This is a genomic window from Streptomyces sp. NPDC015345 (assembly GCF_043078805.1).
Lineage (GTDB): Bacteria > Actinomycetota > Actinomycetes > Streptomycetales > Streptomycetaceae > Streptomyces.
The window spans coordinates 452,695-476,222 of sequence record NZ_JBIBTX010000003.1; the positions used below are offsets into that span (position 1 = coordinate 452,695).

Consider the following 23,528-nt stretch of genomic DNA (forward strand, 5'->3'; position numbering starts at 1 on the left):
GCCTGCCTCGCGACGCCATGCACGCACTCTCGCCGCACCGGGCGCAGAGCCAAGTACATCCAGTACGAGGCCCTACGCCCGGCACGCCGAGAGCACGCACCTGACGCCGCGAGGCCGCCCTCCGGGCGACGACGCGAATTGCCAGACAGGCCCTAACCGCGGGCGAGCGCCCCCACCCGGACGGCGTGGCCCACCTCGTCCAGCATCGGCAGGTCGGAGGGGTCGTCCCCGTAGCCGTAGCAGTCCGCCGGGTCGATGTCGGCGTACCGGGCGAGCAACTCCCTCACCAGGCGCCGCTTCTCGGCGCCGATGACCGGGGCGCCGAGGAGTGCCCCGGTGTAGACCCGGCCGCACCGCTCCGGGCGCGCGCACAGCACGTGTTCGGCGCCCACCGCCTCGGCGAGGGGTGCCAGGAGCGGGCGGAACGAGCCGGAGACCAGGGCGATGCGCGCGCCGTCGGCCCGGTGGGCGCGCAGTTCCTCGGCGACACGGCGTACGTAGAAGCCCTCGGCGGCACTGCGTTCGGTGAACCAGCGGCGGGCCCACTCCTCTACCGCCGCCACCGGCTCGCCCCGCCAGGCCCGGTAGTACGCGCGGTTGGCCTCCTCCCTCGGCAGGCCGGCCGTCGTCTTCGCGCGCAGGTCCTCGCGGACCCGGGCCGCGCGGCGCGCTCCCTCGGCGCCGTACCGGCCGGCCGCGTAGTAGTCGAGGAAGTCGAAGAGGCTCTTGCAGGTGATCAGCGTCTCGTCGACGTCGGTGAAGACCAGGCGCGGACGGCGGGCGGCGTCAGACCTCGGCATGGGGCACCTCGATCCCGGCCAGGTCCGCGCCGGACACTTCCGCGCCGGACAGTTCCGCCGACACTTCGGAGAAGACGCTGCGCGCGTAGTCCACCGCCGCCTGCTCCCGGCGCAGCATGCGGTGGCCCGCCACGGTGCGTACGTCGCGGCGGCACCGTTCGACGACGTCCGGGCCGGCGTCCTTGGAGCGGACGCCGGTGCGGTGGAGCCGCTCGACCGCCCGGGCGAGCAGCCCGACGACCGAGGCCGCGATGCGCCGGTTGCGCGCCACGTCCCGCTCGGTCCAGGACTCGGCGTCGGCGCGCTGCGCGGCGTCCCGCAGCAGGAGCTGGGCGGCCTCGATCTCGTCCGCGGAGAGGGCGAGGACCCGGTGCAGCCGCAGCGCGGCGGCCTCGGGGAGGTCGCGCGCGTGCCGTGCCGCCCACCGTGACCACGCCTCCAGCGCGTGGCGCGCGGCGCCGAGGGCGGGGGCGCAGAAGAGGAGGCCGCCGCCCAGCTGGGCGGGGACGGTGTGGCACCTGGCCCGCCCGGGGCCAGGGGTGCCGGCGGTCAGGTCGGCCAAGAGGAAGGAGCGGTGCCGGGGCACGGCGACGGAGTCGACGACGACGGTGTGGCTGCCGGTGCCGCACATCCCGTCGGCGCCCCAGGTGTCGAGGACCTCCACCTGCCCGCGCGGCAGCGCGAACACCCGGCAGCCACTGCCCTGTTCGGCGGGTTCCTTGGAGGTCAGCAGCAGCCAGTCCGCGAAGGCCACCCCGCTCGCGTACGCCCAGGAGCCGCTCAGCAGCCAGCCGTCCGGGGTGGGCGTGGCCTCGCCCGAGGGGCCCATCACGGCGGTGATGCGAGTGTCGGGCGAGGCCGCCCAGAGGTCGCGTTGTCCGTCGGGGGGCAGATAGGCGGCGAATCTGCCGTGCGCGGCCCACAGGGCGCCGCACCACGCGGCCGACGCGCAGGCCGCGCCGACCGCGGAGGCCGCGTCGAGCAGGGCGCCGAAGGTGCCTTCGGTGCCTCCCCAGGCGCGGGGCACGAAGTGGCGGGTGAAGCCCGCGCGGGTCAGCAGCCGCACGGTCTCGTCGTTCAGGCGGCGTTCGCGCTCGGCGGCGTCGGCGTGCACGGCCGCCGAGCGGGCGGCGCTCGCGACCGCGGCGGGCGGCAGGAGCGCAACTCCACTGACGCGTCGGTGTCCCGCTGGTGAACTCTGTGACTGAATCATCTGTGGCATACACCCCTAGGGCCGATTAGAATTCGTTCTCGAACGTATCTTTAGCGCCGTCAATCCCTCGCCGCTCGATTCCCAGTGAAGGAGGTGTGCACCTTGCCGAAGCAAGCACGGGCCTTGCGCACATACGACGCCGTCCTGGACGCCGCCGCCTACGAGTTCGCGCGATACGGGTACGCGAACACCAACTTGCAGAAGATCGCCGACCAGATCGGCCTGACGAAGGGCGCCCTCTACGGCCACTTCTCCAACAAGGAGGAGCTGGCGGCCGTACTGTCCACCCACCTGGCAGCCGCGGTCGAACTCCCCTTGGGCGAGGCGAAGGCCTCCACCGATCCGGCGTTCGACCGGCTGCGGACCCTCATGCTCACCCTCGGGGAGCTCTTCCAGGGCGATGTGCGTGCGCGCGCCGCGCTCAGACTGACGCTGGAGACCGCTCAGGCGTCAGGGGTCACGGCGGCTTTGCTGGAGGAGACCCACGCGGTGGTGCTGCGGTTGGTGGGCGAGGTGCAGCAGGAGGGGCGCTGGGAGGCCTCGGCGTCCGCCAAGGCCGTGGCCGACCTGCTCGTGGCCGCGTTCTTCGGTGTGTTCTGGATGGGTTCCGCCGCCGAGCGGACGGAGTCGGGCGGCCGGGTGGCCGCGATGTGGAACGTCCTGGCCCACGCCCTACGGGGCAAGGCCGGTCAGTGAGGCCGGCTCGGGCCACCGGCCCGCCGCCTCCCTGGGGTCGCGCGGGCCCACGCCCGCCCACTCCATGTCGGTCCTTGCCAGCAGGGTGTCGCCCTGGAGGGCCGCGACGCGCAGCCGGAAGGCGTCCGTCGCGGTGGCACCCGGCACGCTCTGCTCGACCAGCAGCCGGATCGGCGCGTCCAGTTCGGCGAAGGCCGCGCACTCGACCTGGGCGCCGACGAGCGCGTACGCCCGGTCGCCGAGCGGTTCCTCGACCCGTTCGTGCACACAGAGGTGACCGAGCTGCCGGAAGCCCTCCATCAGGACCATCAGCGGCACATGGTCGGTGGGATGGTCGAAGAGCACCGCGTGGTCGCGGTCGAGCCGCAACTGCCAGTCGCCGTCCGGCCAGCAGCGCTCAAGGACGCAGTCCTTCCAGCGCAGCCGGCCGACCCGGCGCGGCGGCACGAGCGGCGCGGCGGAGTCCTCGCCCGCGGCCGGGACCGGGACCGGCGGGGCGTCGCCGCCCCACGCCATCCGGCGCAGCAGGCCGTACCGCCGGTCGTCCATCACGAAGACCCGGATGGTGCCGGTGCCGCAGGACTTGCCGCCCACCAGCAGCCGTACGTCGAGCCGGGCCCCCCTCGGCCGGCCGTCCTCCCAGGTCCACTCGGCCTCGAGGAGCACCGGGACGGGGACGCCGACGATCCGCAGCGCGGCCGGGTCGGTGATGTCGAAGGACAGGTCACGCCCGACGAACCGGTGGCCGAGCGGCACCTCGCAGTACTCGTGGGCCACGTAGAGCAGGGCCTGGCGGAGGGTCTCGGCGAAGAGCATCGGGTCACTCAGACCCTGCTCGTCGGGGTGGTAGAGCGCGTGATCGCGCGGCCACTGGGCCGCTACCGAGAAACGGCTGTCGCTTGTGCGACAGCCGTCCGTGACGAAGACCTCCGCGATCGAGCTGCGGTGCACCAGCTCGCGCGGGACGGGTCTGAGGAAGGTGAGGACGGGTACCGCGGGAGCCATTGATGCGGCATCCGGGTTTCTGGGATCATCGATGAGCACGACCGACTTCTGAGACAACGCTTCCCCCAAATCAGGACGAACTCTTGCCAGAGAACAGACGTGTGAAGCCTTGTTGCGCGGGAATTAATATACCTGCGAGAAGGTATATTTCAAGGGTCGAAACCACGTTCCATTGCCACCAACTCGCCCTGCCCAGCCACGAGTTGGCGTAGAGCACGATATGGAAGCCATGAGCAACGAACGCAAGGCACCGCTGCCCCTGCCACCTCTCCCGACGGCCGCCTCGTCCGACGACACGTCGCACCTCAAGCAGGAGCGGGCCATCCACACCCGCAGGACGATCCTCAACGCGGCGGCCTCGGTCTTCGCCGACACCGGCTTCCCCGCCGTCACGATCAAGGACGTGGCCGACAAGGCGGAGCTGACCAAGGGGGCCGTGTACTTCCACTTCGCCAACAAGGAGGCGATCGCGGTCGCTGTGGCGGACGAGTTCTACCGGCGGCTGAACGAGATCATCGCCCCCGTCCTGGAGGACGGCGACCCGGCCTCACCGCAGACGGTGGTCGACGTCCTGACGGCGGTGGCCTGCGGCTTCCGCGACGACGACTACATCAAGGCGGGCTCCCGGCTCCAGATCGAACGCCCCTACATCAAGGGCGACATGCCGATCCCCTACGTCGGCTTCACCGACCTGCTCACCGAACTCCTGGAGAACTGCCACAAGGCGGGGACACTGCGGACCGCCGACCCGGCCGCGCTGGCGCGTGTGCTGCGGGCCGCGCTCTTCGGCGCGCAGCACATCTCCTGGGTGCAGGCCGACCGCCAGGACGTCGTCGAGCGCGTACAGGAGATCGTCGACGTCTTCCTGGCGACGCACGAGACGGTGTACTGACGGTCGGGCCCGGCCCGCTCAGTCGAGGAAGGCCGCCTCGATCCAGCGGCGCACCCCGCCCGGCCGCATGCGGTGCAGGGCGCCCACGGTGTCGGCCACCTGGTGCGATCCGCCGACCGCGAGGAACTTCTCGCGGACCATCTCCGAGTGCCGCGAGCGCGTGTCGGGACCTGCGGCGCCCACCGGGATGAGACGGCCGCGGGTGAGCGTACGACCGTCCTTCAGCCGTACGGTGACCCGGGCGCCGGTCGCCTTCGTCGAGCGGGAGAAGTCCTGGCCCGCCGTGCCGAGATCGCCGATGAGGTCGACCAGTTCGTCGCCGCCGAAGCCGCGCAGCCAGGGCGCGGCCAGCGGGCCCGCCTCGCGCACCGCCTCGCCGAACGGCGCGTCCGACAGGAAGAGTTCGCGGGTCATGCCCGTGTCGTGCTCCAGGCGCACCCGGTCGGCCAGCTCCCAGCGGTCCGGGTCGTCCAGGCGCGGCGAGGAGAAGTCGTCCACCGAGAACTCCCCGGTCAGCAGCGTGGTGGCGACCGGGTAGGGCACGTCGAGGACGAGGGCGCCGAGCGGCGAGCCGGGGCCGTTGACGTACTGGGCGGCGCGCTCCCCCGCGAAGAGCGTGTAGAGGGACGCCTCGACGACGATCTCCGACACGTCTCGCGGGCTGACCGGGCCGAGCTCCCGGTGGATCTCGGCGGCGCAGTCCACCGCGGCGTCGATGCCGGGGCCGCCCGGGTGCATCTTGAAGGAGAGGGTGTCGGTGTGCCAGCGGCTGCCGAGGCCCTTGGCCACCGCCTGCGGGAGCGGGACGGTCGCGAAGCGGGCCAGGAAGCCGTCCTGGTGCTCGATGATGTCGGGGGCGCCGCGCAGCCCGGCGGCCGCCGCGTCACAGGCGTCCATGGCCGTGCGTACGGGCGTGAAGGTGTTGAACAGCCGGGCGTCGCTGGCCAGGAAGGCGCGCATCAGCGGCCAGTTGGGCATGGCGAAGGCCAGGCCGAAGGAGTTCTCCCACTGGGAGGCCGGGGCCCGGTCGCAGTGCAGCCGGCCGGCCACCGCGCCCGCGAGATGGGTGTGCACGGCGCTCTGGCCGCGCAGCGGGCCGAGCGTCGCGGAGGCGGTGATGCGGGCCGCGCACTCGTTGGCGGCGACCACGGCGGTCAGCAGCGAGAGCCCGTCGAGTTTGCGGGCGTAGGCGAAGGCGAGGGGCACCGCGACGGTGGAGTTCGAGAGATGACCGGCGTACGCGGTGTCGTCGAGGTTGAGCCAGGAGCCGAGGGCGGCGAAGACACCGGCGGCGGCCCGCGGGTCGCGCTGCATGGGGTGGCCGAAGGCGGCGACGAGCTTGCGGCCCAGCGGGTGGGCGAGGCCCGCCCTGATGGAGGCGATCTGCGAGAGCACCTGGCTGGCGGCGAGCTTCAGCACCCGGCAGGGGACGTCCTGGGGGCGCAGCCGGGCCGCCCACCGGGACAGTTCGCGCAGCGGGGTGTCCGTGGAGGCGCGGGGCGACGTGGCCCGCGGCGGCTCCCACTGCTCGCACAGCGTTCGGGCCACCCGCTCGGCGAGAACACCCGACATGTGACGCACCCTGCCTTTCCTGTGCGGGCCCGGCGGCGCGCTGCCGGGCGGTGTGGTCCGGGGCGGCGGCACGCCGGTGGCGCACGGCCGCCCCGGGGCGATCAGGCCGCGGGGACCTTGTCGAGGAAGCCGTAGACGCCCTTGATGCGGCCGTCCTCGGCGGTGACCGCGACGTCGAAGCCGATGGCGATCGGCTCGGCGCCGGGCTCGGTCACCAGGCCCCACTGGAAGCGGGCGAGGTTGTGGTGGGTGTCCACCATGCCGATCAGCTCGAAGCTGAGGCCCTTGAACTGGTCGCGGGCGCCCGCGATGACCGCGGCGACACCCTCGTGGCCCTCGACCGCGGCGAGCGGGTCGATGTAGGGGGCGTCGGCGGTGAACAGCTCGGCGATGGCCGCGGCACGCTTGTCGGCGTCCGCCTCGTTCCAGATGGCGAGGTAGCGGGTGACGGTGTTGGTGAGGTCGCTCATGAGGTCTCCTTGCGAAAAAAGAGGGTGGGAAGGAAGGAAGGAAAAGAAAGGGGGAGGGAGGGCGGCCCGGTCAGGTGAGGTCCGCAGGGGCCCAGGCGGCGAGCGCTCCGGGGAGCACCTCGAAGGTGGCCGATGCGCCGATGGAGTGCTGGTACTCGCCGTCGTGCTCCAGGGGCAGCCGCTCGCCGTCGGTGCGCTCGACGGTGATCGTGCGGCCGCGTGCGTACACGGTCGCCGGGTGGGCCATGTGCGCGGCTTCCAGGGTCAGTCCGGGCACCTCGGCGGCGGCCATGCCGTCACCGATGACACAGACGTCGAGCAGCCCGTCGTCCAGCAGCGAGTCGGGCAGCACCAGGAACCGGCCGCCCCGGTGACGGCCGCCCCCGACGTTGGCGAGGACGGTCGGGCCCTCGTGCACCACCCGCCCGTCGACGACGACCCGGCCCGGGTACGGGACATAGGTCTCGGCGGTCTCGGTGAACGCGCGGGCGTACCGCTCGCGGCCGCGGAGCGGGATGCCCTTCGCGGTGATGAGCGCGTCGGCGATCACCCCGCTGCACGCACCGAGGTAGACGCAGTTGCGGGTCTCGGCGAGCCGCGCCAGGTCCAGGTGGCGCAGCCGGGCGCTGCCGCCCGCACCGGAGTCGGCGAGCACCGCCTTCAGGGACTCGGTCCAGGGCCGCTCGCCCCAGAGCATCTTGTACCCGGAGTTCCCGGTGCCGCCGGGGACCACCATGAGCGCGGCCCGTCCAGTGGCGCCGACGAGGCCCTGCACCACCTCGCGCACGGTGCCGTCGCCGCCGATGGCCACGACGAGGTCCGGCGCCCCCTCGGACCGCTCCAGGGCGCGGCGCACGAAGCCGGTCGCGTCCCCTTGTGCCGTGGTGAGGTGGAGTTCGCTGTGGCGCAGGTGGGCGGAGCACAACTCCTGGACCTCACGCACCAGTTCGGGGCTGTGGCTGCCGGATGCGGGATTGGCTATGACCAGGGCCCTGGTGGGGCCCGCGGCGTCGCTGCTGTCGGCCATGTCGGGCATACTCCTTGATCTGGAAGCACCTGCGAACGACTCTTCCACCGGGTGCTGACGCGGATCTGACGCGCAGCTGACGGGCGGGCCGGGCGGCGGGACGCGGCTGCTACCAGGTCACGGTCAGGGAGTTCAGGCCGTAGTTGATGGTGTTCTCGCGGAACGAGACCGCCCCGGGCACGTCGGCCACGCGCAGTCCGGGGAAGCGCCCCACCAGGGCCCGCAGGGCGACCTCCAGCTCCATGCGGGCCAGCGAGGCACCCGGGCACAGATGCGGGCCGTAGCCGAAGGCGATGTGCCGGCTCGCGTCCCGCTCCAGGTCGATGCGGTCGCCCCCGGGGAAGACGCTCTCGTCGTGGTTGGCGCTGGGGTAGGCGAGGATCACGCCGTCGCCGCTCGCGATGCGGGCGCCGCCGATCTCCGCGTCCTCTACTGCGACCCGGACCTGGTTGTCCTGGGTGATGGACCAGTAGCGCAGCAGCTCCTCGACGGCCGGGGCGAACAGGCCGGGGTCGCGGCGCAGCCGGTCCCACAGCCCCGGTTCGCGCAGCAGGCTGAGCACGCTGAGGCTGAGCTGGTGGGCGGTGGTCTCGTGGCCGGCCACGAGGAAGAGCCGGGCCATCGCCACGAGGTCGTCGTGGGCCAGCTCGCCCGTGGTCAGGTACCGCGTGGCCAGGCGGCTGAGCAGGTCGTCCCGCGGGTCCTCGGCCTTGCGCCTGATCAGCCCGTCCAGGTACGCCGTCATCTCGACGAAGGAGCCGTAGATCTCCGCGGGCGTCGCGTCCTGCGAGAGGACGGCCTGGCTCAGCTCGGTGAAGTCGCACTCGTCCTCCTGCGGTACGCCCAGCATGCGGGCGATCACCAGGGACGGCAGCCGGACGGTGAAGCGCGCCACCAGGTCGGCCGGGCGTGGCCCCCGCTCCAGCTCGTCGGCGAGGCGCTCCACCAGAAGCTCCACGGAGGGCCGCAGCGCGCGGGTGCGGCGTGCGGTGAACTCGGTCATCGCCATGCGGCGCAGCCGCCCGTGCTCGGGTCCGTCCATGCGCGTGAAGGACATCACCCGCGGCGTGGGCGGCAGTTGTATCCGCACCGGGAAGCCCGGCAGCGTGTCGTCCGAGCTGAAGCGCGGATCGGTGAGGATCGCGCGCACATCCGCATAGCGGGTGACAAGCCACGCCTCGCCTGTCCGGATCCTTACCTTCACCGGTGCGCCCTTGCGGAGCTCGGCGTAGGCGTCCGGTGGCGCGTACGGGCAGGTCCGCGGCATGGGCCAGGCGGCGAGACGCTCCTCGGTGACCGGCATGACAGGAGTTACCGTCATGACATTCCCCCCTGATTTCTGGCTGAGTTCTGGCTGATTCCTTTCCGTCATGCTGGCCGAAACCTCTGATGCTCCCCTGACGCCCGACTGACCCTCACGGAGCCCTCCATACCGCTTCTGACCTGCGAAAGGCGGGTGCCCCGGAGCGAAAAGCTCCGGGGCACCCGCCGTTGTCGGCCGCCCGTGTCCGGGCCCTTGTTCAGGCCTTCTCGGCCTTGCGCGGCAGGAACTGCACCAGCACCGCCACCAGTACGCAGATGCCGGCCTGGACGTACAGGCTGAATCCGAACCCGTCGGTGTAGCCCTGTGCGGACGGATGCTCCCCGACCCGGTCGAAGAAGACGACGCCGATGACCGCGATGCCCAGGGCGTTGCCCATCTCCTGGCCGGTGGAGAAGACCCCGGAGGCCGCCGCGGCGTGACCGGGCGCCACGCCCTCCAGGACGAGGGAGGTGAGCGGGGCGACCACCATGCCCATGCCGAAGCCGCAGACCACCATCGCGGGGACGCACCAGCCGACCGAGCCGGTGGTGCCGAGTTGCGCCGCGGTCTGCGCGAAGGCGATGTCGCCCGCGGCCACCACCAGGGCGCCGAGCGCCAGCGCCTGGCGTCCCAGCCGCGCGGCGAACTTGGGCGCCATCGCCGAGGCCACGAAGAACCCGAGCCCCAGCGGCACGAAGAGCAGCCCCGACTTCAGGGCGGAGACGCCGTGCCCCTGCTGGAGGTAGAGCGCGAGGACCAGGAAGAAGGAGGCCATCACCGAGAAGTAGACGAGGATCGTGACGGACCCGACGCCGAACGCGCGGTCACGGAAGAGGGACGGGCTCACCAGCGGCGACTTGTCGCGCGCCGCGAGCCGCCGCTGAGTGGCCCAGAAGGCGGCGAGCAGCGGCACCGCGGCCGCCATGCACAGCCACGTCCAGGTGGGCCAGCCCTCCTCGCGGCCGATGACCAGCGGCAGCACGACGGCGGTGAGGCCCGCGGTGACCAGCAGGACTCCGGTCAGGTCGAGCCCGGTGCGGCCCTCGGACCTCGACTCCGGCACCAGCTTCGGGGTCAGCACGAGGACGAGCACGCCGATCGGCACGTTGATCAGGAAGATGGTCCGCCAGTCCCAGCCGAACACGTCGGCCTTGATCAGCAGGCCGCCGATCAGCTGCCCGAAGACCGCCGCCGCGCCGAGCGCCACGCCGTACGCGTTGAACGCGACGGCCCGGTGCTTGCCCGAGTACGTGGTGGTCAGGATGCCGAGCACCTGCGGGATGACCAGGGCGGCGGCCGCGCCCTGGATGCCGCGGGCGATGATCAGCTCGCTCATGTTCTGCGCGATGCCGCAGGCGAGCGAGGCGAGCGTGAAGACCGCCACGCCGATCGAGTAGACCCGGCGCCGCCCGTAGATGTCCCCGAGCCGGCCGCCGGTGATCAGCAGCGCGGACAGGCCGATGGTGAACGTGACGGCGATGAGCTGGATGTCCGCCGCCGTGGCGTGCATGTTCTTCTGGAGCGAGGGGATCGCCACGTTGACGATGAAGAAGTCGAGATTGGTGATGAAGAGACCGGCCAGGACGACCAGGAGCGCCCCGTAGGAGGGCCTGGCCGCCGTGGCCTCGTCCGGCGGCGCGGCCGTCGGCGCGAGCGGTGGTGCTTGCGCGCCCTTGATTTCCGCTTCGGTGGTCATGACCGACCTTCCCTGAATCGTTCGTTCAGCGGGCGGACGCGGTGACGAGCCGCCGCAGCCGCTGGGCGAAGTGCGTGGTGACGGCCTCGGCGTGGCTGTCGATGTAGAAGTGGCCGCCGGGGTACTCGCTGTGGCCCAGGTACTGGGGGCTGCGCCCGGCCCAGTGCGACATGGCGTCCGGGCTCTCCATCAGCGGGTCACAGGCGCCGCCGTAGGAGACCAGCGGGCAGGCGGTGCCCGCGCCGTCGTCGACGTACTGCGCGGCGACCCGCAGGTCGGCGCGGAGCGCGGGGACGACCAGGGCGAGCATCTCCGGGTTGTCGTAGATCTCGGCGGGGAACGAGCCCAACTTCTTGATCCACTCGACCAGTTCGGGGTCCGGCATCCGGCTCTGCTCCTCCGTCGGCTGGAAGAAGCCCTCGGGCGACCAGCCGGACATGCCGACGAGGATCGGCGCGGGACCGCTCTCGGCCTCCATGCGGATCGTGAGCCGGAACGCGAGCTGGGCGCCGAGGCAGTGCCCGAAGAGCGCGAAGGGCCGCTCGTCCAGGTCGTCGAGCACGGCCTCGTGGAGCGCGTCGAGCAGCGGGTCCCAGTCCTCGTAACTCATCTCCTCGCGCCGGTTGTGGCGGCCGGGCAGCGTCACCGCCTGCGGGGCGATGTCGGCGGGCAGCAGCCGCTCCCAGTCGCGGTAGATGATGGCGCCGCTGCCCGCGTGCGGCAGCATGAACAGCCGTACGGAGGCGTCCTCGGACGGCTCGGCGGGGTGGAACCACTCCCCCGCGGCGGACATGTCCTGGCCGAGGACCGCGGTGGTGGCGGTGGTGGTGGCGGTGGTCACGACTGTGCTCTCCCAACGGTTGTCTGCTCCCCGATGGCGCGTACCGCGGGCAGCAGCACCTCGGCGATCTCCTTCAGCTGCGGCTCCGGGTCGAGCGATCCGACGCGGATGACCAGGTGGCGGGCGCCGGCCCGCACATACGCGCCCAGCCACTCGGCGCAGCTCTCGGCGCTGCCCCAGCCGTAGGCCTGGATGGCCGACATCTGCTCCAGGGAGCGCCCGTAGTAGTGCTCGATGTAGTGCTCCAGCTCGGCCTTGGCCGCCGCCTCGTCGCGGTTGACGGTGACCGTCGCGTACAGCGCGGGGGTGACCGCGTCCGGGGCGCGGCCCGCCGCCTCGGCGAGTTCGGCGATGCGGGCGCGGGCCCTGCCGTACGCCTCGGCGTCGGGCAGGAACGGCAGCCAGCCGTCGTACTTCTCGGCGACCCTGGCGAGCACCTTCGGGGTGTCGCTGCCGGCCAGCCAGAGCGGCGGACCGCCGGGCGTGGCCGGCTTCGGCAGCCGCTCCAGGCGGTCGGCCTGCCAGAACCTGCCCTCGAAGTCGCAGGGCCGGCCCTCTTCGCCGGAGCGCCAGGCGGTGCGCCACAGGGCGGTGATCTCGTCCAGCCGTCCCACCCGTCCGGCGAAGGAGGCGCCGACCGAGGCGAACTCCTCCTCCGTCTCGGGCATCGGGAAGCCGGAGCCGAGCCCGAGGACCAGCCGTCCCGCGGCCACGTGGTCGAGGCTCGCGATCATGTGGGCGCCGATCAGCGGGTGGCGCAGGGCGGGGGTGAACGCGGCCGTGCCGACGGTGATCCGCTCGGTGGCCGCGGCGGCCGCGGAGAGCACGACGAGGGGGTCCAGGCGCGGCCGGGCGGTCAGCGAGTCCCCCGCCCACAGCGAGTCAAAGCCGAGCGCCTCGGCCTGCCGGGCGAAGTCGAGCAGCGGGGCGGCGGCGTAGGTGCCGTTGATGGCCTGCTCCCGGGTGGGCAGCAGGATGCCGATGCGAAGGGGCCCGGCGGCTAAGGACTGCATGGGGGTACTCCGTTTCGTGTGGCGGAGGTTGCTGTGGCTGCGGTGCGCTGACGGGGCGTACGCGTCAGATGGGCTGTCTCTGCGGCGGCAGGGAGGCCGCCTTGGCCGAGGTGCGGCGCTGGAGGGGAAGCGTGAGGCGCTCGGCCGGCGCGGGGGCCTCGGCGGTCAGCCGCTCCCGTACGGCGCGGCGCAGGATCTTCCCCGAGGGGTTGCGCGGCAGGTCGTCGGCGAAGTGGAAGTTGCTCGGGATCTTGTAGTCGGCGAGGTGGCCGCGGAGGGCGACGAGGAGTTCGCGGGGTTTGACGGTGGCGCCGGGCCGCAGGACGACGACGGCGTGCACCGCCTCGCCCCAGTGCGGGTCGGGCACTCCGACCACGGCGGCGTCGGCGACGGCCGGGTGCGCGGCGAGCGCCTTCTCGACCTCGGCGGGGTAGATGTTCTGCCCGGCCACGATGATCGTGTCGTTCATGCGGTCCCGGAGGTGGACGTAGCCGTCCTCGTCGAGGTAGCCGGCGTCGCCCATGTGCAGCCACTCCCCCACCAGGGTCCGCTCGGTGGCCTCGGGGAGGTTCCAGTAGCCGAGCATCCGTGAGGGGGTGCGTACGCATATCTGGCCGGTCTCACCGGGCGGCAGTGTCTCGCCGTCCGGGCCGATGACCTTTACCTCGTTGCCGGGGCAGGGCCTGCCGACCGACGTCAGGAGGCGGGTGCCGGGGCGGTGCGCCTCGGGCGGCAGGCACACCGCGACGCTGCCGGTCTCCGTGCTGGCGTAGATCTGGGCGAACTCGCAGCCGAAAACCTCCAGGCAGCGTTCGAGCAGCGTCGGGGACATCGGCGCGGCCCCATAGGCGATCTTGCGCATCGAGGTGAACGCGGCGGGGCCCGCGTCGCGCTCGGCCATCATCATCTGGAGCATGGCGGGCGCCGCGAAGGTGATCGTGACGCCGTGCTCCCGGATCAGCCGCACCGCCTCCTGCGGGATGAACTGCGGCATCACCACGCTGGTGCCACCGGCGTTGAAGGTGTGCATGAACCAGCCGATGCCCGCGATGCCGAAGCCCGGCAGCGAGATCAGGCTGACGTCGTCCGGCAGCCAGTCGAGCCAGTTGGCGCCGTGCTCGCGCATCGCGGCGGGCAGCGTGAAGAAGCTGCGGTGGGCGAGGACGGCGCCCTTGGGCAGGCCGGTGGTGCCGCTGGTGTAGATCTGCACGACGGCGTCGTCGGGGCCGGTGCCCGGTTCCAGGTCGGTGGCGGGGTGGTTGGCGTACCAGGCGGGCAGCCCGGTGCCGCGGGCCGGTTCGCCCTCGCTGTCGGTTCCGTCGACGCGGACGACGGTGCGCAGCAGCGGAAGCTGCGGCTTGACGCGGTCCGCCGTCTCCCAGAATTCGTCGTCGACGAAGAGCAGTACGGCGCCCGAGTCCCGCAGGATGTGGTCGACCTCGGCGCCGGTCAGGCGCCAGTTGACGGGGACGAGGACGGCGCCGGCCTTCGCGCAGGCGAGGATCGTGAGGTAGTAGTTCTCCGATTCGCGGCCCAGGTAGGCGACGCGGTCACCGTGTCCGATCCCGACGTCGCGCAGGGCGTGGGCCGCGCGGTTGCTGTCCCGGTGCAGCTTCCCGTACGTCGTCGTGCGGTCCTCGCAGATGATCGCCGCGTGCTCGGGCCGGGCGCCCGCGTGGACCCTGGAGCTCCGGGTCAGCGTCCAGCCGCTGGTGGTGTGGTCTCTCACTGTGGTCTCCCCGCTGCGTGGGACATCTCGGTGGGTGTCGTGAGGTGAGTGGATGCCGTGGGGGGTGGCTGCTGTCGTACGGGGACGGTCAGGGGTGCTGCTGGGTGGCCGGGGCCAGGCGTCCGTCGAGGAACTCCGTGAGCCGGCGGACCGTCGGGTGGTCGAAGGTCAGCGAGGCGGGCAGCGGCAGCCGGAACAGCGACTCCAGGCCGCCCTTGACGGTCTGGGCCATCAGCGAGTCCAGGCCGAGCGAGACGAACTCGGCGTTCGGGTCGAGGTCGTCCTCGGCGTCCATGTGCAGGGCGTCGGCGACCTGTTCGCGCACGGCCGAGGCGATCAGGGCCGTGCGTTCCGGCTTCGGCAGTGCGCTCAGCGCGGCGAGGTCGAGGCCGGTGCCGCCGTCGCCGCCCTGGTCCTGCCGGGCGAGCCGGTCGTAGAAGGCGTCGTCCACGACACCGCCCGACACATAGCGGCCCCAGTCGAACTCCCCCACCACCCGGCGGCTGCCGGCCCGGTGCCAGAGCCTGGCCAGGGTGTCCAGCGCCCTGGTCGGCGAGAAGAAGCGGACACCGCTGCGGTCGATCTCCTGGGCCAGCTGCTCATCCAGCCGGGCGGACATGCCGACCCTGGCCCAGGCGCCCCAGTTGACCGAGAGGCCGGGCAGGCCCTTGAGGCCGCGCCACTCGGCGAGGCTGTCGAGCCCGGCGCTCGCGGCGGCGTAGTGCCCCTGCGTCGCGCCGCCGAGGACGGCGGCGATCGAGGAGTACGTCACGAAGAACTCCAGCTCGGGGAAGTGCTCCTCGGCGGCCTCGTGGAGCAGCCAGGCGCCGTACGCCTTCGGGGCGAGCTGGGCGTCGATCGACTCCCAGGTCAGCTCGGCGATCAGCTTCTTGTCGAAGGAACCGGCGGCGTGCACGAGGCCGCCGACGGGGTGAGGTCCCGCCGCGAGTTCGGCGGCCAGGCGCCGCACGTCCTCGGCGTCGCTCACATCGGCCCGTACGACGGCGACCTCCGCCCGCTCGGACAGCTCCGCGAGGACCGGCGCGGCCTCTTCGGTGGCCCGGCCGCCACGGCTGACCAGGGTCAGGTGCCGTGCGCCGAGCTCGACCAGCTTGCGGGCGGTGACCAGGCCGAGGCCGCCGAGGCCACCGGTGACGAGGTAGGTGCGGTCCGGGCGGACGCGGACCGGCGCGGGCGCCGTCTCCGGGCCGCCGGGCACGTCCACCCACACCTCGGCGCGGGAGCCGCAGGCGGCGGTGCGCAGCGCCTCGCCGATCTCCTCCAGGCGGAAGGCCGGGGAGCCGCCCCGCGCCGTGCCGCGCGCCGCGCCGGGGGCGAGCGCCACGGCGGTGGCCGGGACGGTGAGGGTGGCGCGCAGGGCGCCGTCATGGCGTACGTACACCTCGTCACCCGCGGTGAACGCGGCCTCGGCGCCCGCCGCGACGACCGTGCCCGCGGCCAGTGAGCCGAGCACGGGACCGGCCCCGCCGGACTGTTCGCCGTCCAGGGCGGTCCGGGCGTCCTCGGCGGTGAGGGCGACCGAGGCGACCCGCACCTGGACCTCACCGGCCGCGGGCGCGCGGTCCTCGACGGGCGCGAGGGAGAGGTCGGAGAGGTCCCCGGAGCCGGGGGTGCGCAGGGCGAAGCCGCCGGGCCAGGTGCGGGTGGCGTCGCCGGGCAGCAGCCTGCGGACGTGGCGCGTGCCGGTGCGGTGCGCGACCTGGAACTCACCGGGTGCCTCGGCGCGGAACTCGTCGAGGAGCGCCGTCAGGTCACCGCCGGGCTCGATGTCGACCAGCGTCGCGCGGTACTGCGGGGACTCGGTGAGCAGGACCCGGCCGAAGCCCCACAGGGTCGCGGCGCCGAGGTGGGCGCCGTCGCCGGGCCGGTCGCCGGGCAGCTTCTGGGCCCCCTCGGTGACCAGCCAGAGCCGGGGCGGGCGCTGCTGCGCGGCGGCGTCCAGGGCCGTCAGCAGGGCGAGAAGGTCACGGTAGTTGTGCTCGCACTCGGCGCGGTACAACGCGGCGGACATGGCGCCGGGCAGCGGCCGCCAGCTCCAGCAGACGTCGGTGACGGAGGTGTCCTCCAGGGCGGTCTTGAGCGTGGCGGGGTCCGCGACCGGCGTGACCCGCAGACCGTCGCCGCCGGTGGCCTCGGCGCCTTCGGAGGTACCGGCGACTTCGGGGCGGCCGAGGAGCAGGACGTGGCGGGGGGCGGTGCCCGAGGCGACGGCGGGCAGGGCGCGGCGCACCCACTCGGAGCGGTGCAGGAACTGCCGCTGCCCCGCGGGGCCTTCGGGGCGGGCCAGGGTGACCCCGCCGAGTTCGAGGACGGGGTTGCCGTTCTCCAGGACGAGGATGTCGGCGAGGCGCCTGTCCTGTTCCGTGGCGACGCGGGCGACGACCTTCAGGCGCTCGCCCCGGGGCTTCTTGAAGTGGCGTACGGACGCGATCCGCCGGGGCAGGAAGACCGGGCCCTCGGGGTCGAGGGCGACGGCGGCCTCCAGCGCGGCCTCGATCAGCCCGGCGGGCACCTGCTCGACGGCGGTGGTGCCGCCGCACTCCAACTCGGCGGTGAACACGCCGCCTTGGTGACGTGCCGCCGCGGCCAGGGCGCGGGCGCGCGGGCCGTGCGGGCGGCCCACCGACGCGAGGTCGGTGTAGAGGTCCTCGGCGTCGCTCTCCAGGGTGGCGGGGCCGGGCACGATGCCGGTGAGCTCCGGCTCGGTGAGTTCCACGGACTGCTCCGGCCCGGCGGTGAGCACGGCGCTCGCGTGCACCCGCTCCTCCCGCTCGCCGCCGCCGTCCTTCTCCGCGGCGGTCAGGACCGTCACGTCGGCGCCGCCGTCCGGGCGCGGCCGCAGCCGGGTGGTCAGCGTGCGGGGCGTCTCGGCCTTCAGGGTGAGGGGCTCGCCAAGACGCAGTTCGCGGACGGCGGCGCGGGTGTGGCCGTGGACGGCGTCCTGGAGCGCGAGCAGCAGGTCGACATAGGCGCCGGCGGGCAGCGTCGTACGGTCGCCGTCGGCGAAGTCGGCGAGGGCGCCGAGCTCCTCGACGGTGAACTCCGCGGTGAACTCGCGTACGGCGCCCTCGCACGCGACCTCCGTGCCGAGCAGCGGGTGGTGCGCCGCGCCGCCCTGGGCGCCGCCCCTGCGCGGGGTGGCGGAGGGCAGCCAGTAGCGCTTGCGCTGGAAGGCGTAGGTGGGCAGCGCGACCTTGGCCGGGACGGCGCGGCCCTCGTGGTAGCCGGACCAGGAGACGGGCAGACCGGCGGTGTAGTACTCGGCGAGCGCACGCAGCGTGGTGTCGCCGCCCCGGTCGCGGCGGTGCAGGCTGGCCAGCCACAAATGGTCCTGGACGGGCAGCGAGCGCTGGGCGAGGGCGGTGAGCGCGGTGGAGGGGCCGATCTCGACGAGGGCGTGGCGCCCGCGCCTGGCGACCGCTCGGATACCGGCGAGGAACTGCACGGGTTGGCCGATGTGCCGCACCCAGTAGTCGGCGGTGCCGATCTCGGCGAACCGCGCGAGCTTGCCGGTGACGTTGGAGATCAGGCTGATGGCCGGCTCGTGGAAGGTGATGGCGTCCAGGGCGGCGCGGAAGTCGTCGTACACCTCGGCCATGAGCGGCGAGTGGAAGGCGTGCGACACGGCCAGCCGGTCGACGCGCAGGCCCTGCCCGGCCAGTTCGGCGGTGACCTGCGCGAGCGCCTCGGCGCCGCCCGAGATCACGCACTGGTCGGGGGCGTTGGCCGCGGCGAGCGCCAGGTCCGGATGGGCTTCGAGGAGCGGCAGGACGTCCTCGGCGGGGGCGGCGACCGCGGCCATGCCGCCCTTCGCGCGCACGGCCTGCATGAGGCGGGCGCGGGCGGCCACCAGCGTCACGGCGTCGGGGAGGCTGAAGAGCCCGGCGACGGCGGCGGCCGCGGCCTCGCCGATGCTGTGCCCGATCAGCACGTTGGGGCGCACTCCCCAGGACATCCACAGCTGGGCGAGCGCGTACTCCAGGGTGAACAGGGCGGGCTGGGTGTACTCGGTGCGGTCGATCGACTCGGGGTCCTCGGCCGTGCCGATGACCAAGTCCCGTATGGAGCGGCCCAGTACGGCGGTGAACAGCCGGTCGCACTCGTCGACGTGGCGGCGGAAGACCGGGAAGCCCTCGTACAGATGGGCGCCCATGCCCGCGTACTGCGAGCCCTGCCCGCTGAACATGAAGGCGACCTTGCGGATGCCGGCGGGGCCCTGGTGGTCGCGGTCCGCGGCCTTGTCAAGGAGCTTGGTGAGGGCGGCGCGGTCGGCGGCCGGGCCCGCGAGGCGGTACGGGTGGTGGGTGCGGGCGACGTTGCCGGTGTAGCAGAGCGCGTCGACCGGCGGGGCGGGGTCCGCGTCGAGCAGCTTCCGGTAGTTCTCGACCTGTTCGCCGAGGGCGGCGGCCGTCTTGGCGGAGAGCGTGAACATGGGGGTCGCGGGCGCCTCGCCGGGCGCGGCGGCGCCATCCGTCGCCGCCGCCGGGGGCTGCTCCAGGACGACCGCGCCGATCGTGCCCGCGAAGCCGAAGCTGTTGACGACCGCGCGCCGCACCGGCGCCTTCCACGGCTCGCGGGCCGTGGGCACGCGCACCGGGTACAGGTCCCAGGGGATGCGGCCGGAGGGGGTGTCGAGGTTGAGGTGCGGGTAGATCGTGGCGGACCTGATCTGGAGGACCGCCTTGATGACGCCGACGATGCCGGAGGCGGGCTCCATGTGGCCGAGGTTGGTCTTCACGGAGCCGACGAGCAGCGGGTCGCTCTTGGTGTGCGAGTCGGCGAAGGTGTCGCCGATGGCGCCGAACTCGATGGGGTCGCCGAGCGGGGTGCCGGTGCCGTGCGCCTCCACGTACTGGATGTCCTCCGGGGCCAGCGCGGCGGCGGCGAGCGCACTGCGGATGACCTTCTCCTGGGCGGGGCCGTTCGGCACGGTCAGGCCCGCGCTGTCGCCGTCCTGGCCGACGGCGGTGCCCTTGACCAGGGCGAGGACGGTGTCGCCGTCGCGGGTGGCGTCCGTGAGGCGCTTGAGTACGAGGATGCCGCAGCCCTCGGCGCGGGCGTAGCCGTCGGCGGACTCGTCGAAGGTCTTGCACTGCCCGTCGGGGGAGAGCATCTGCGCGTTGGAGAACATCACGGGGATGCGTGGGTGGTGCAGGGCGTTGACGCCGCCGCACAGCGCGATGTCGGTCTCGCCGGCGCGCAGCCCCTGGACGGCGACGTGCAGGGCGGCGAGCGACGACGAGCACGCGGTGTCGATGCTCATGCTCGGGCCGCGCCAGCCGAGGAAGTACGACAGGCGGCCCGACAGCGGGAACATGGTGATGCCGGAGGCGAGCAGGCCGTCCAGTTCCTCGTACGGCAGGGAGTCCAGCTCCAGGGCGTAGTCGATGGAGCTGGCGCCGATGTAGACGCCGCCGTTGCCGCGGCGCAGCGGCGTGGGGTCGATGTTGGCGTGCTCCAGGGCCTGCCAGGCGGTCTCCAGCAGCATGCGCTGCTGGGGATCCATGTACTGCGCTTCCTTCGGGGAGATGTTGAAGAAGGCCGCGTCGAACCGGTCGATGCGGTCGAGGAATCCGCCGGACGTGGTGTGGATCTTGCCCTTGTCGTCCGGGCCCTGCGGCGTGAAGGCGTCGACGTCCCACCGGTCGCCCGGAATGGGCCCGATGCCGGAGCGCCCCTCGCGCAAAAAGGCGTCGAATTCATCGAGCGAATTGCTGCCGCCGGGGAATCGCAGGCCGACGCCGACGATCGCGATCGGTTCGGGCGCCCGGCCGGACACCTGGTTGTTCTCTGATTCCTCGTGCGGCATTGAGCGTCTCCTTGTCGTCCGGTCCCTGGTGGATCAGTTGCTGCCGGGTATCGCGCCGGTCGCGACACGCGCCGGATCGGTCACCGCGTCGACGAGATAGTCGAGGAGCCGGCCGACCGTGGGCTCGTTGAAGAGCACGTTGGCGTTGATGGAGAGTTCCAGGATGCCTTCGAGGGTCTGCCTCATCTGCGTCAGCTTCAGCGAGGTGAGACCGAGGTCGAAGTAGCTGATGTCCAGCGGGAGTTCCTCGGTCTCGTCCATGAGCAGGCTCGCCCTGAACTGACTGACGAGGAGCCGCTCCATTTCTTCCGCGAGTTCCGGCCGGGGCAGTTCCCGGAATTGCTGAAGTGTCATGTGTACGGGAGACATGGAGCCATGAAATCAATGACGGCTGACGCCTCACTGACGTCGCGCGCGTACCCCATGCATACGCCACTCAGTCTTTCTTCCGAAGACCGGACACAGGGTTGGCTCAAACAGCGCGGAAGCCGCAATCAGTACGGCGTCAGCGGCAGGTCAGATCCTGCTGCCACGATCGAGATGCTTCGAAACAAGAGCTGACCAGATCGGAATCCACTCGGAGAACCCCCACCCCGAAAGGCTGATAATGCTGCGCGGCGCCATACAGGAGGAAAGTGCTCCGGCACGTTCCGGACTCAAGAGCTATGACCTCTACATCGCGGGCAAGGACGTCGCGGGTGACGGGTGGGTCTACACCGTCAGCGGGCGCTCCCTGCTGGAAGACGTCTTCACCAGCGTGAGCCTCAAGCGCACGCTGGAACAGGACCCCGAATCCGACGCGGCGAACCACCCCTATGTGGTGGGGCGTTGCGCGATCGCCGACGACTCCGCCATCGACCTGGCCACGCAGGCGGCCGCCGCGGCGGCCCCGGACTGGGCGGCCGTCCCGCAGGAGCGGCGGATGCGGCTCGGCACCCGCTTCCGCGAGGAACTCATCAAGCACCAGGACGAGTTCCTGGAGATGCTGGTCGCCGAGTCGCACCCGGTGAAGCTGGCCCGCTGGGAGCTGAGCTGCCTGCTCCAGATCTACGCCCCCGGCAGCCTGCGCTGGTACACGAAGCAGATGCGCGTCGAGAAGGAGTACGGCGGCCGCAAGCTGATCCTCCAGCGCCAGCCGGACGGCGTGGTCGCCTTCAACCCGCCGCAGAACGCCCCGCTGCCGAGCGCCGCGCTCTCCGTCCTCGCCCTGATGGCCGGCAACGCCGTCGTGGTGCGGGCGCCGCGCAGCATCGCGCTGTCCACCATGTGGCTGCTGCGGGACATCGTGGCCCCGCTCCTGGAGGAGTTCGACGCCCCGCCGGGCGTCCTGAACGCGGTGTGCTCCAACCCCAAGCAGACCCTGGACCGCTGGGTCGCCGACCCGCTGATCAACGACATCTTCTACATCGGCGGCAGCCAGGAGGGCCTGCGCTTCGAGCAGGCCTGCGTCGCCAACGGCAAGAAGCCGATCCTCGAACTCGCGGGCAACGACGGCATCGTGGTGTGGAAGGACGCCGACGTGAAGTGGGCGGCCGAGGCCATCACCGAGTCGTTCTTCGGCTCCGGCCAGATCTGCATGGTGCCCAACTACGTCCTGGTGCACCCGGCCGTCGCCGACCAGCTCATCGCCGAGGTCAAGGAGCAGGTCAAGGCCATCAAGCCGGGCTTCCCCGAGGAGGAGGACGTCCTGCTCTCGCCGGTGCGCCGCAGCGAACGCTTCTTCCGGCTCCTCCGCCAGGCCCTGGACAACGGCGCGGAGCTCGTCACCGGCGGCAACCGCACCGAGCTCGACGGCACGCCCTCCGAGACGGGTGTCTTCCTCCAGCCCACCGTCGTCCGCGTCGACGGCCTGGACCGGGCCCGCACCTACGACGTCGTACGCGAGGAGACGTTCTTCCCGCTGATCCCCGTCATCGTGCCGGAGGCGGACAACGACGACGCCCTCCTGGAGGACTTCCTCAGGTTCGTCAACTCCAACGAGTACGGGCTGCGCAACTCCCTCTGGTCGCGCTCCGACCACGTCATCGACACCTTCGTGCGGCGCGTCGTCAACGGCGGTCTGCTGAAGGTCAACGACTCCCACATCGGGTTCCTGCCGTACCTGCCGAGCCACGGCGGCACCGGCCGCACCGGCGGGGCCTTCGGCGAGGCCAACTACCCGATGCTCAAGACCTCCCACGTGCAGGGCGTCAGCATCGCGCGCGACGTCAGCCCCTACGACGCGGTCTTCGGCGCCTTCGACGACTGACGGCACCCATCCCACCCGACCCACGGAGGTTGTGACGTGCGTTCCCTCGATGCCGCTCGGGCCGTCTGCGAGCGCTACCACCCCGGTCTGCTCAAGGAACTGGAGCAGATCCCCTACGCCGAGCGGGAGAAACCCGGCAGCCCGATCATCGACCTCTTCCGCATCCACGGCGGGGTCGGCCTGCTGATACCCGAGGAGTACGGCGGTCACGGCGCCGAACCGCTGGACGCGCTCCACACCCAGCTGGCCCTCGGCTCCCTCTCGCCGTCCCTCGTCGCGGCCGTGTCCATGCACCACTTCACCGTCGCCATGCTCTACTCGCTGGCCGTCGCCGAGGGCCGGCTCACCGACGCGCAGAGCGACCTGCTGCGCCGCGTCGTCCCGGACCAGCTGGTGATGGCCTCCGGCTGGGCCGAGGGCCGCACCGAGCAGAACATCCTCACCCCCTCGGTGACCGCCCGTCCGGTCGAGGGCGGCTACCTCCTGTCGGGCTCCAAGAAGCCGTGCAGCCTGTCCGCGTCGATGAGCATGCTGACCGCGAGCATCGCCATCCACGGCCTGGAGGGCGACCCCGAGCTGGCGCTCGCCCTGGTGCCCTCCGACGCGCCCGGCCTGACCGTCCACCCCTTCTGGGGCAACGATCTGCTGGCCGGCGCCGAGAGCGACGAGGTGCGACTGGAGGACGTCTTCGTCCCCAAGGACATGGTCGTCCGCGCCGGGGCGGACGATCCGCGCCGCCTGGACGACCTCCAGACGGCCGGGTTCGTCTGGTTCGAGATGCTCATCACCGCCGGGTACCTGGGCGGCGCCGCGGCCCTGGTCGAGCAGGTCCAGGAGCGGGAGCGCGGCAGCATCCAGGAGCGGGCCGCCCTCGCGGTCGAACTGGAGGCCGCCCTCGCGCTGCTCGAAGGCGTGGCCCGCGCGATCGGCCCCGAGCCGGGCGACGAGGCGTCGGTGGCCCGGGTGCTCGTCGCCCGCTACGCCGTGCAGAACGCGCTGCCCCGCGTCACCGCCCGCTCCCTGGAGCTCCTCGGCGGCCTGGACTTCATCCGTTCCTCCGGCCACGCCCAGGCGGCGGCCGCGTCCACCGCGCTCGCCTTCCACCCGCCGGGCCGGGGCGCCGCCGCCGAGCCGCTCCTGCGCTACTTCGACGGGGGCCCGCTGGTCCTCGCCTGACCGCCGCCTTCGACCGC

At 72.4% G+C, this 23,528-nt stretch carries 17 protein-coding genes; 4 read left to right on the forward strand and 13 right to left on the reverse strand.

From position 1 onward, the window contains the following. Positions 1–152 precede the first annotated feature (152 nt). A complete protein-coding gene (locus ACF062_RS14345) occupies positions 153–800 on the reverse strand; it encodes an HAD family hydrolase (RefSeq protein WP_392138085.1) in 648 nt (215 codons plus the stop codon). After that, entirely contained in the window at positions 787–2,013 is a 1,227-nt protein-coding gene (locus ACF062_RS14350) for an oxidoreductase (RefSeq protein ID WP_392138087.1), read from the reverse strand. The genes ACF062_RS14345 and ACF062_RS14350 overlap by 14 nt, the downstream gene beginning before the upstream one ends. A 93-nt stretch (positions 2,014–2,106) precedes the next feature. Here ACF062_RS14350 and ACF062_RS14355 point away from each other — a divergent pair, with 93 nt between their 5' ends. Further along, entirely contained in the window at positions 2,107–2,709 is a 603-nt protein-coding gene (locus ACF062_RS14355) for a TetR family transcriptional regulator (protein ID WP_392138089.1), read from the forward strand. Here ACF062_RS14355 and ACF062_RS14360 read toward each other — a convergent pair. Then, positions 2,686–3,714: a ScbA/BarX family gamma-butyrolactone biosynthesis protein gene (locus ACF062_RS14360; RefSeq protein WP_392138091.1), complete on the reverse strand. Its 1,029-nt coding sequence runs from the start codon at positions 3,712–3,714 to the stop codon at positions 2,686–2,688. The genes ACF062_RS14355 and ACF062_RS14360 overlap by 24 nt on opposite strands. Before the next feature lie 229 nt (positions 3,715–3,943). On the opposite strand from ACF062_RS14360, the gene ACF062_RS14365 reads away from it, so the two are divergent. Further along, the gene (locus ACF062_RS14365) at positions 3,944–4,606 is read left to right on the forward strand and encodes a ScbR family autoregulator-binding transcription factor (protein ID WP_392138092.1); all 663 of its coding nucleotides are present in this window, start codon (positions 3,944–3,946) and stop codon (positions 4,604–4,606) included. 18 nt (positions 4,607–4,624) lie between these two features. On the opposite strand, the gene ACF062_RS14370 is transcribed toward ACF062_RS14365, so the two are convergent. From ACF062_RS14370 to ACF062_RS14415, 10 genes are all read right to left on the reverse strand, one after another. Next, a complete protein-coding gene (locus ACF062_RS14370; protein ID WP_392138094.1) occupies positions 4,625–6,178 on the reverse strand; it encodes an MmgE/PrpD family protein in 1,554 nt (517 codons plus the stop codon). A gap of 101 nt (positions 6,179–6,279) precedes the next feature. After that, positions 6,280–6,648, reverse strand: coding sequence for a nuclear transport factor 2 family protein (locus tag ACF062_RS14375; RefSeq protein WP_392138096.1), 369 nt, complete (start codon positions 6,646–6,648; stop codon positions 6,280–6,282). A gap of 70 nt (positions 6,649–6,718) precedes the next feature. Next, the gene (locus ACF062_RS14380) at positions 6,719–7,675 is read right to left on the reverse strand and encodes a diacylglycerol/lipid kinase family protein (protein WP_392138098.1); all 957 of its coding nucleotides are present in this window, start codon (positions 7,673–7,675) and stop codon (positions 6,719–6,721) included. Between the two features lie 109 nt (positions 7,676–7,784). Beyond that, on the reverse strand, positions 7,785–8,996 hold the full coding sequence (locus tag ACF062_RS14385; protein WP_392138100.1) for a cytochrome P450: 1,212 nt from the start codon (positions 8,994–8,996) through the stop codon (positions 7,785–7,787). 199 nt (positions 8,997–9,195) lie between these two features. Then, on the reverse strand, positions 9,196–10,674 hold the full coding sequence (locus tag ACF062_RS14390; RefSeq protein ID WP_392138101.1) for an MFS transporter: 1,479 nt from the start codon (positions 10,672–10,674) through the stop codon (positions 9,196–9,198). A 25-nt stretch (positions 10,675–10,699) separates the two neighbouring features. Beyond that, the gene (locus ACF062_RS14395; RefSeq protein WP_392138863.1) at positions 10,700–11,467 is read right to left on the reverse strand and encodes a thioesterase II family protein; all 768 of its coding nucleotides are present in this window, start codon (positions 11,465–11,467) and stop codon (positions 10,700–10,702) included. Between the two features lie 44 nt (positions 11,468–11,511). Beyond that, complete coding sequence (locus ACF062_RS14400; protein WP_320590053.1) at positions 11,512–12,528, reverse strand: LLM class flavin-dependent oxidoreductase; 1,017 nt, start codon at positions 12,526–12,528, stop codon at positions 11,512–11,514. Positions 12,529–12,592: 64 nt separating this feature from the next. Beyond that, a complete protein-coding gene (locus tag ACF062_RS14405; RefSeq protein WP_392138103.1) occupies positions 12,593–14,257 on the reverse strand; it encodes a fatty acid--CoA ligase in 1,665 nt (554 codons plus the stop codon). Between the two features lie 88 nt (positions 14,258–14,345). Then, positions 14,346–20,087: an SDR family oxidoreductase gene (locus tag ACF062_RS14410; RefSeq protein WP_392138105.1), complete on the reverse strand. Its 5,742-nt coding sequence runs from the start codon at positions 20,085–20,087 to the stop codon at positions 14,346–14,348. A 33-nt stretch (positions 20,088–20,120) separates the two neighbouring features. Further along, positions 20,121–20,441, reverse strand: coding sequence for an acyl carrier protein (locus ACF062_RS14415; protein WP_392138107.1), 321 nt, complete (start codon positions 20,439–20,441; stop codon positions 20,121–20,123). Between the two features lie 253 nt (positions 20,442–20,694). Between ACF062_RS14415 and ACF062_RS14420 the strand changes: the two genes are divergently transcribed. Then, positions 20,695–22,335, forward strand: a complete 1,641-nt coding sequence (locus tag ACF062_RS14420; protein ID WP_223776543.1) for an aldehyde dehydrogenase — start codon at positions 20,695–20,697, stop codon at positions 22,333–22,335. Positions 22,336–22,371: 36 nt separating this feature from the next. After that, the gene (locus ACF062_RS14425) at positions 22,372–23,511 is read left to right on the forward strand and encodes an acyl-CoA dehydrogenase family protein (RefSeq protein ID WP_223776542.1); all 1,140 of its coding nucleotides are present in this window, start codon (positions 22,372–22,374) and stop codon (positions 23,509–23,511) included. Positions 23,512–23,528 lie beyond the last annotated feature (17 nt).

What these genes read in the sequence shown, in the direction of transcription:
- ACF062_RS14345 (WP_392138085.1), bottom strand. Translation starts at nt 800, where the DNA reads ATGCCGAGGTCTGACGCCGCCCGCCGTCCGCGCCTGGTCTTCACCGAC.
- ACF062_RS14350 (WP_392138087.1), bottom strand. Translation starts at nt 2,013, where the DNA reads ATGATTCAGTCACAGAGTTCACCAGCGGGACACCGACGCGTCAGTGGA.
- ACF062_RS14360 (WP_392138091.1), bottom strand. Translation starts at nt 3,714, where the DNA reads ATGGCTCCCGCGGTACCCGTCCTCACCTTCCTCAGACCCGTCCCGCGC.
- ACF062_RS14365 (WP_392138092.1), top strand. Translation starts at nt 3,944, where the DNA reads ATGAGCAACGAACGCAAGGCACCGCTGCCCCTGCCACCTCTCCCGACG.
- ACF062_RS14370 (WP_392138094.1), bottom strand. Translation starts at nt 6,178, where the DNA reads ATGTCGGGTGTTCTCGCCGAGCGGGTGGCCCGAACGCTGTGCGAGCAG.
- ACF062_RS14375 (WP_392138096.1), bottom strand. Translation starts at nt 6,648, where the DNA reads ATGAGCGACCTCACCAACACCGTCACCCGCTACCTCGCCATCTGGAAC.
- ACF062_RS14380 (WP_392138098.1), bottom strand. Translation starts at nt 7,675, where the DNA reads ATGGCCGACAGCAGCGACGCCGCGGGCCCCACCAGGGCCCTGGTCATA.
- ACF062_RS14385 (WP_392138100.1), bottom strand. Translation starts at nt 8,996, where the DNA reads ATGACGGTAACTCCTGTCATGCCGGTCACCGAGGAGCGTCTCGCCGCC.
- ACF062_RS14390 (WP_392138101.1), bottom strand. Translation starts at nt 10,674, where the DNA reads ATGACCACCGAAGCGGAAATCAAGGGCGCGCAAGCACCACCGCTCGCG.
- ACF062_RS14395 (WP_392138863.1), bottom strand. Translation starts at nt 11,467, where the DNA reads ATGTCCGCCGCGGGGGAGTGGTTCCACCCCGCCGAGCCGTCCGAGGAC.
- ACF062_RS14400 (WP_320590053.1), bottom strand. Translation starts at nt 12,528, where the DNA reads ATGCAGTCCTTAGCCGCCGGGCCCCTTCGCATCGGCATCCTGCTGCCC.
- ACF062_RS14410 (WP_392138105.1), bottom strand. Translation starts at nt 20,087, where the DNA reads ATGCCGCACGAGGAATCAGAGAACAACCAGGTGTCCGGCCGGGCGCCC.
- ACF062_RS14415 (WP_392138107.1), bottom strand. Translation starts at nt 20,441, where the DNA reads ATGACACTTCAGCAATTCCGGGAACTGCCCCGGCCGGAACTCGCGGAA.
- ACF062_RS14420 (WP_223776543.1), top strand. Translation starts at nt 20,695, where the DNA reads ATGCTGCGCGGCGCCATACAGGAGGAAAGTGCTCCGGCACGTTCCGGA.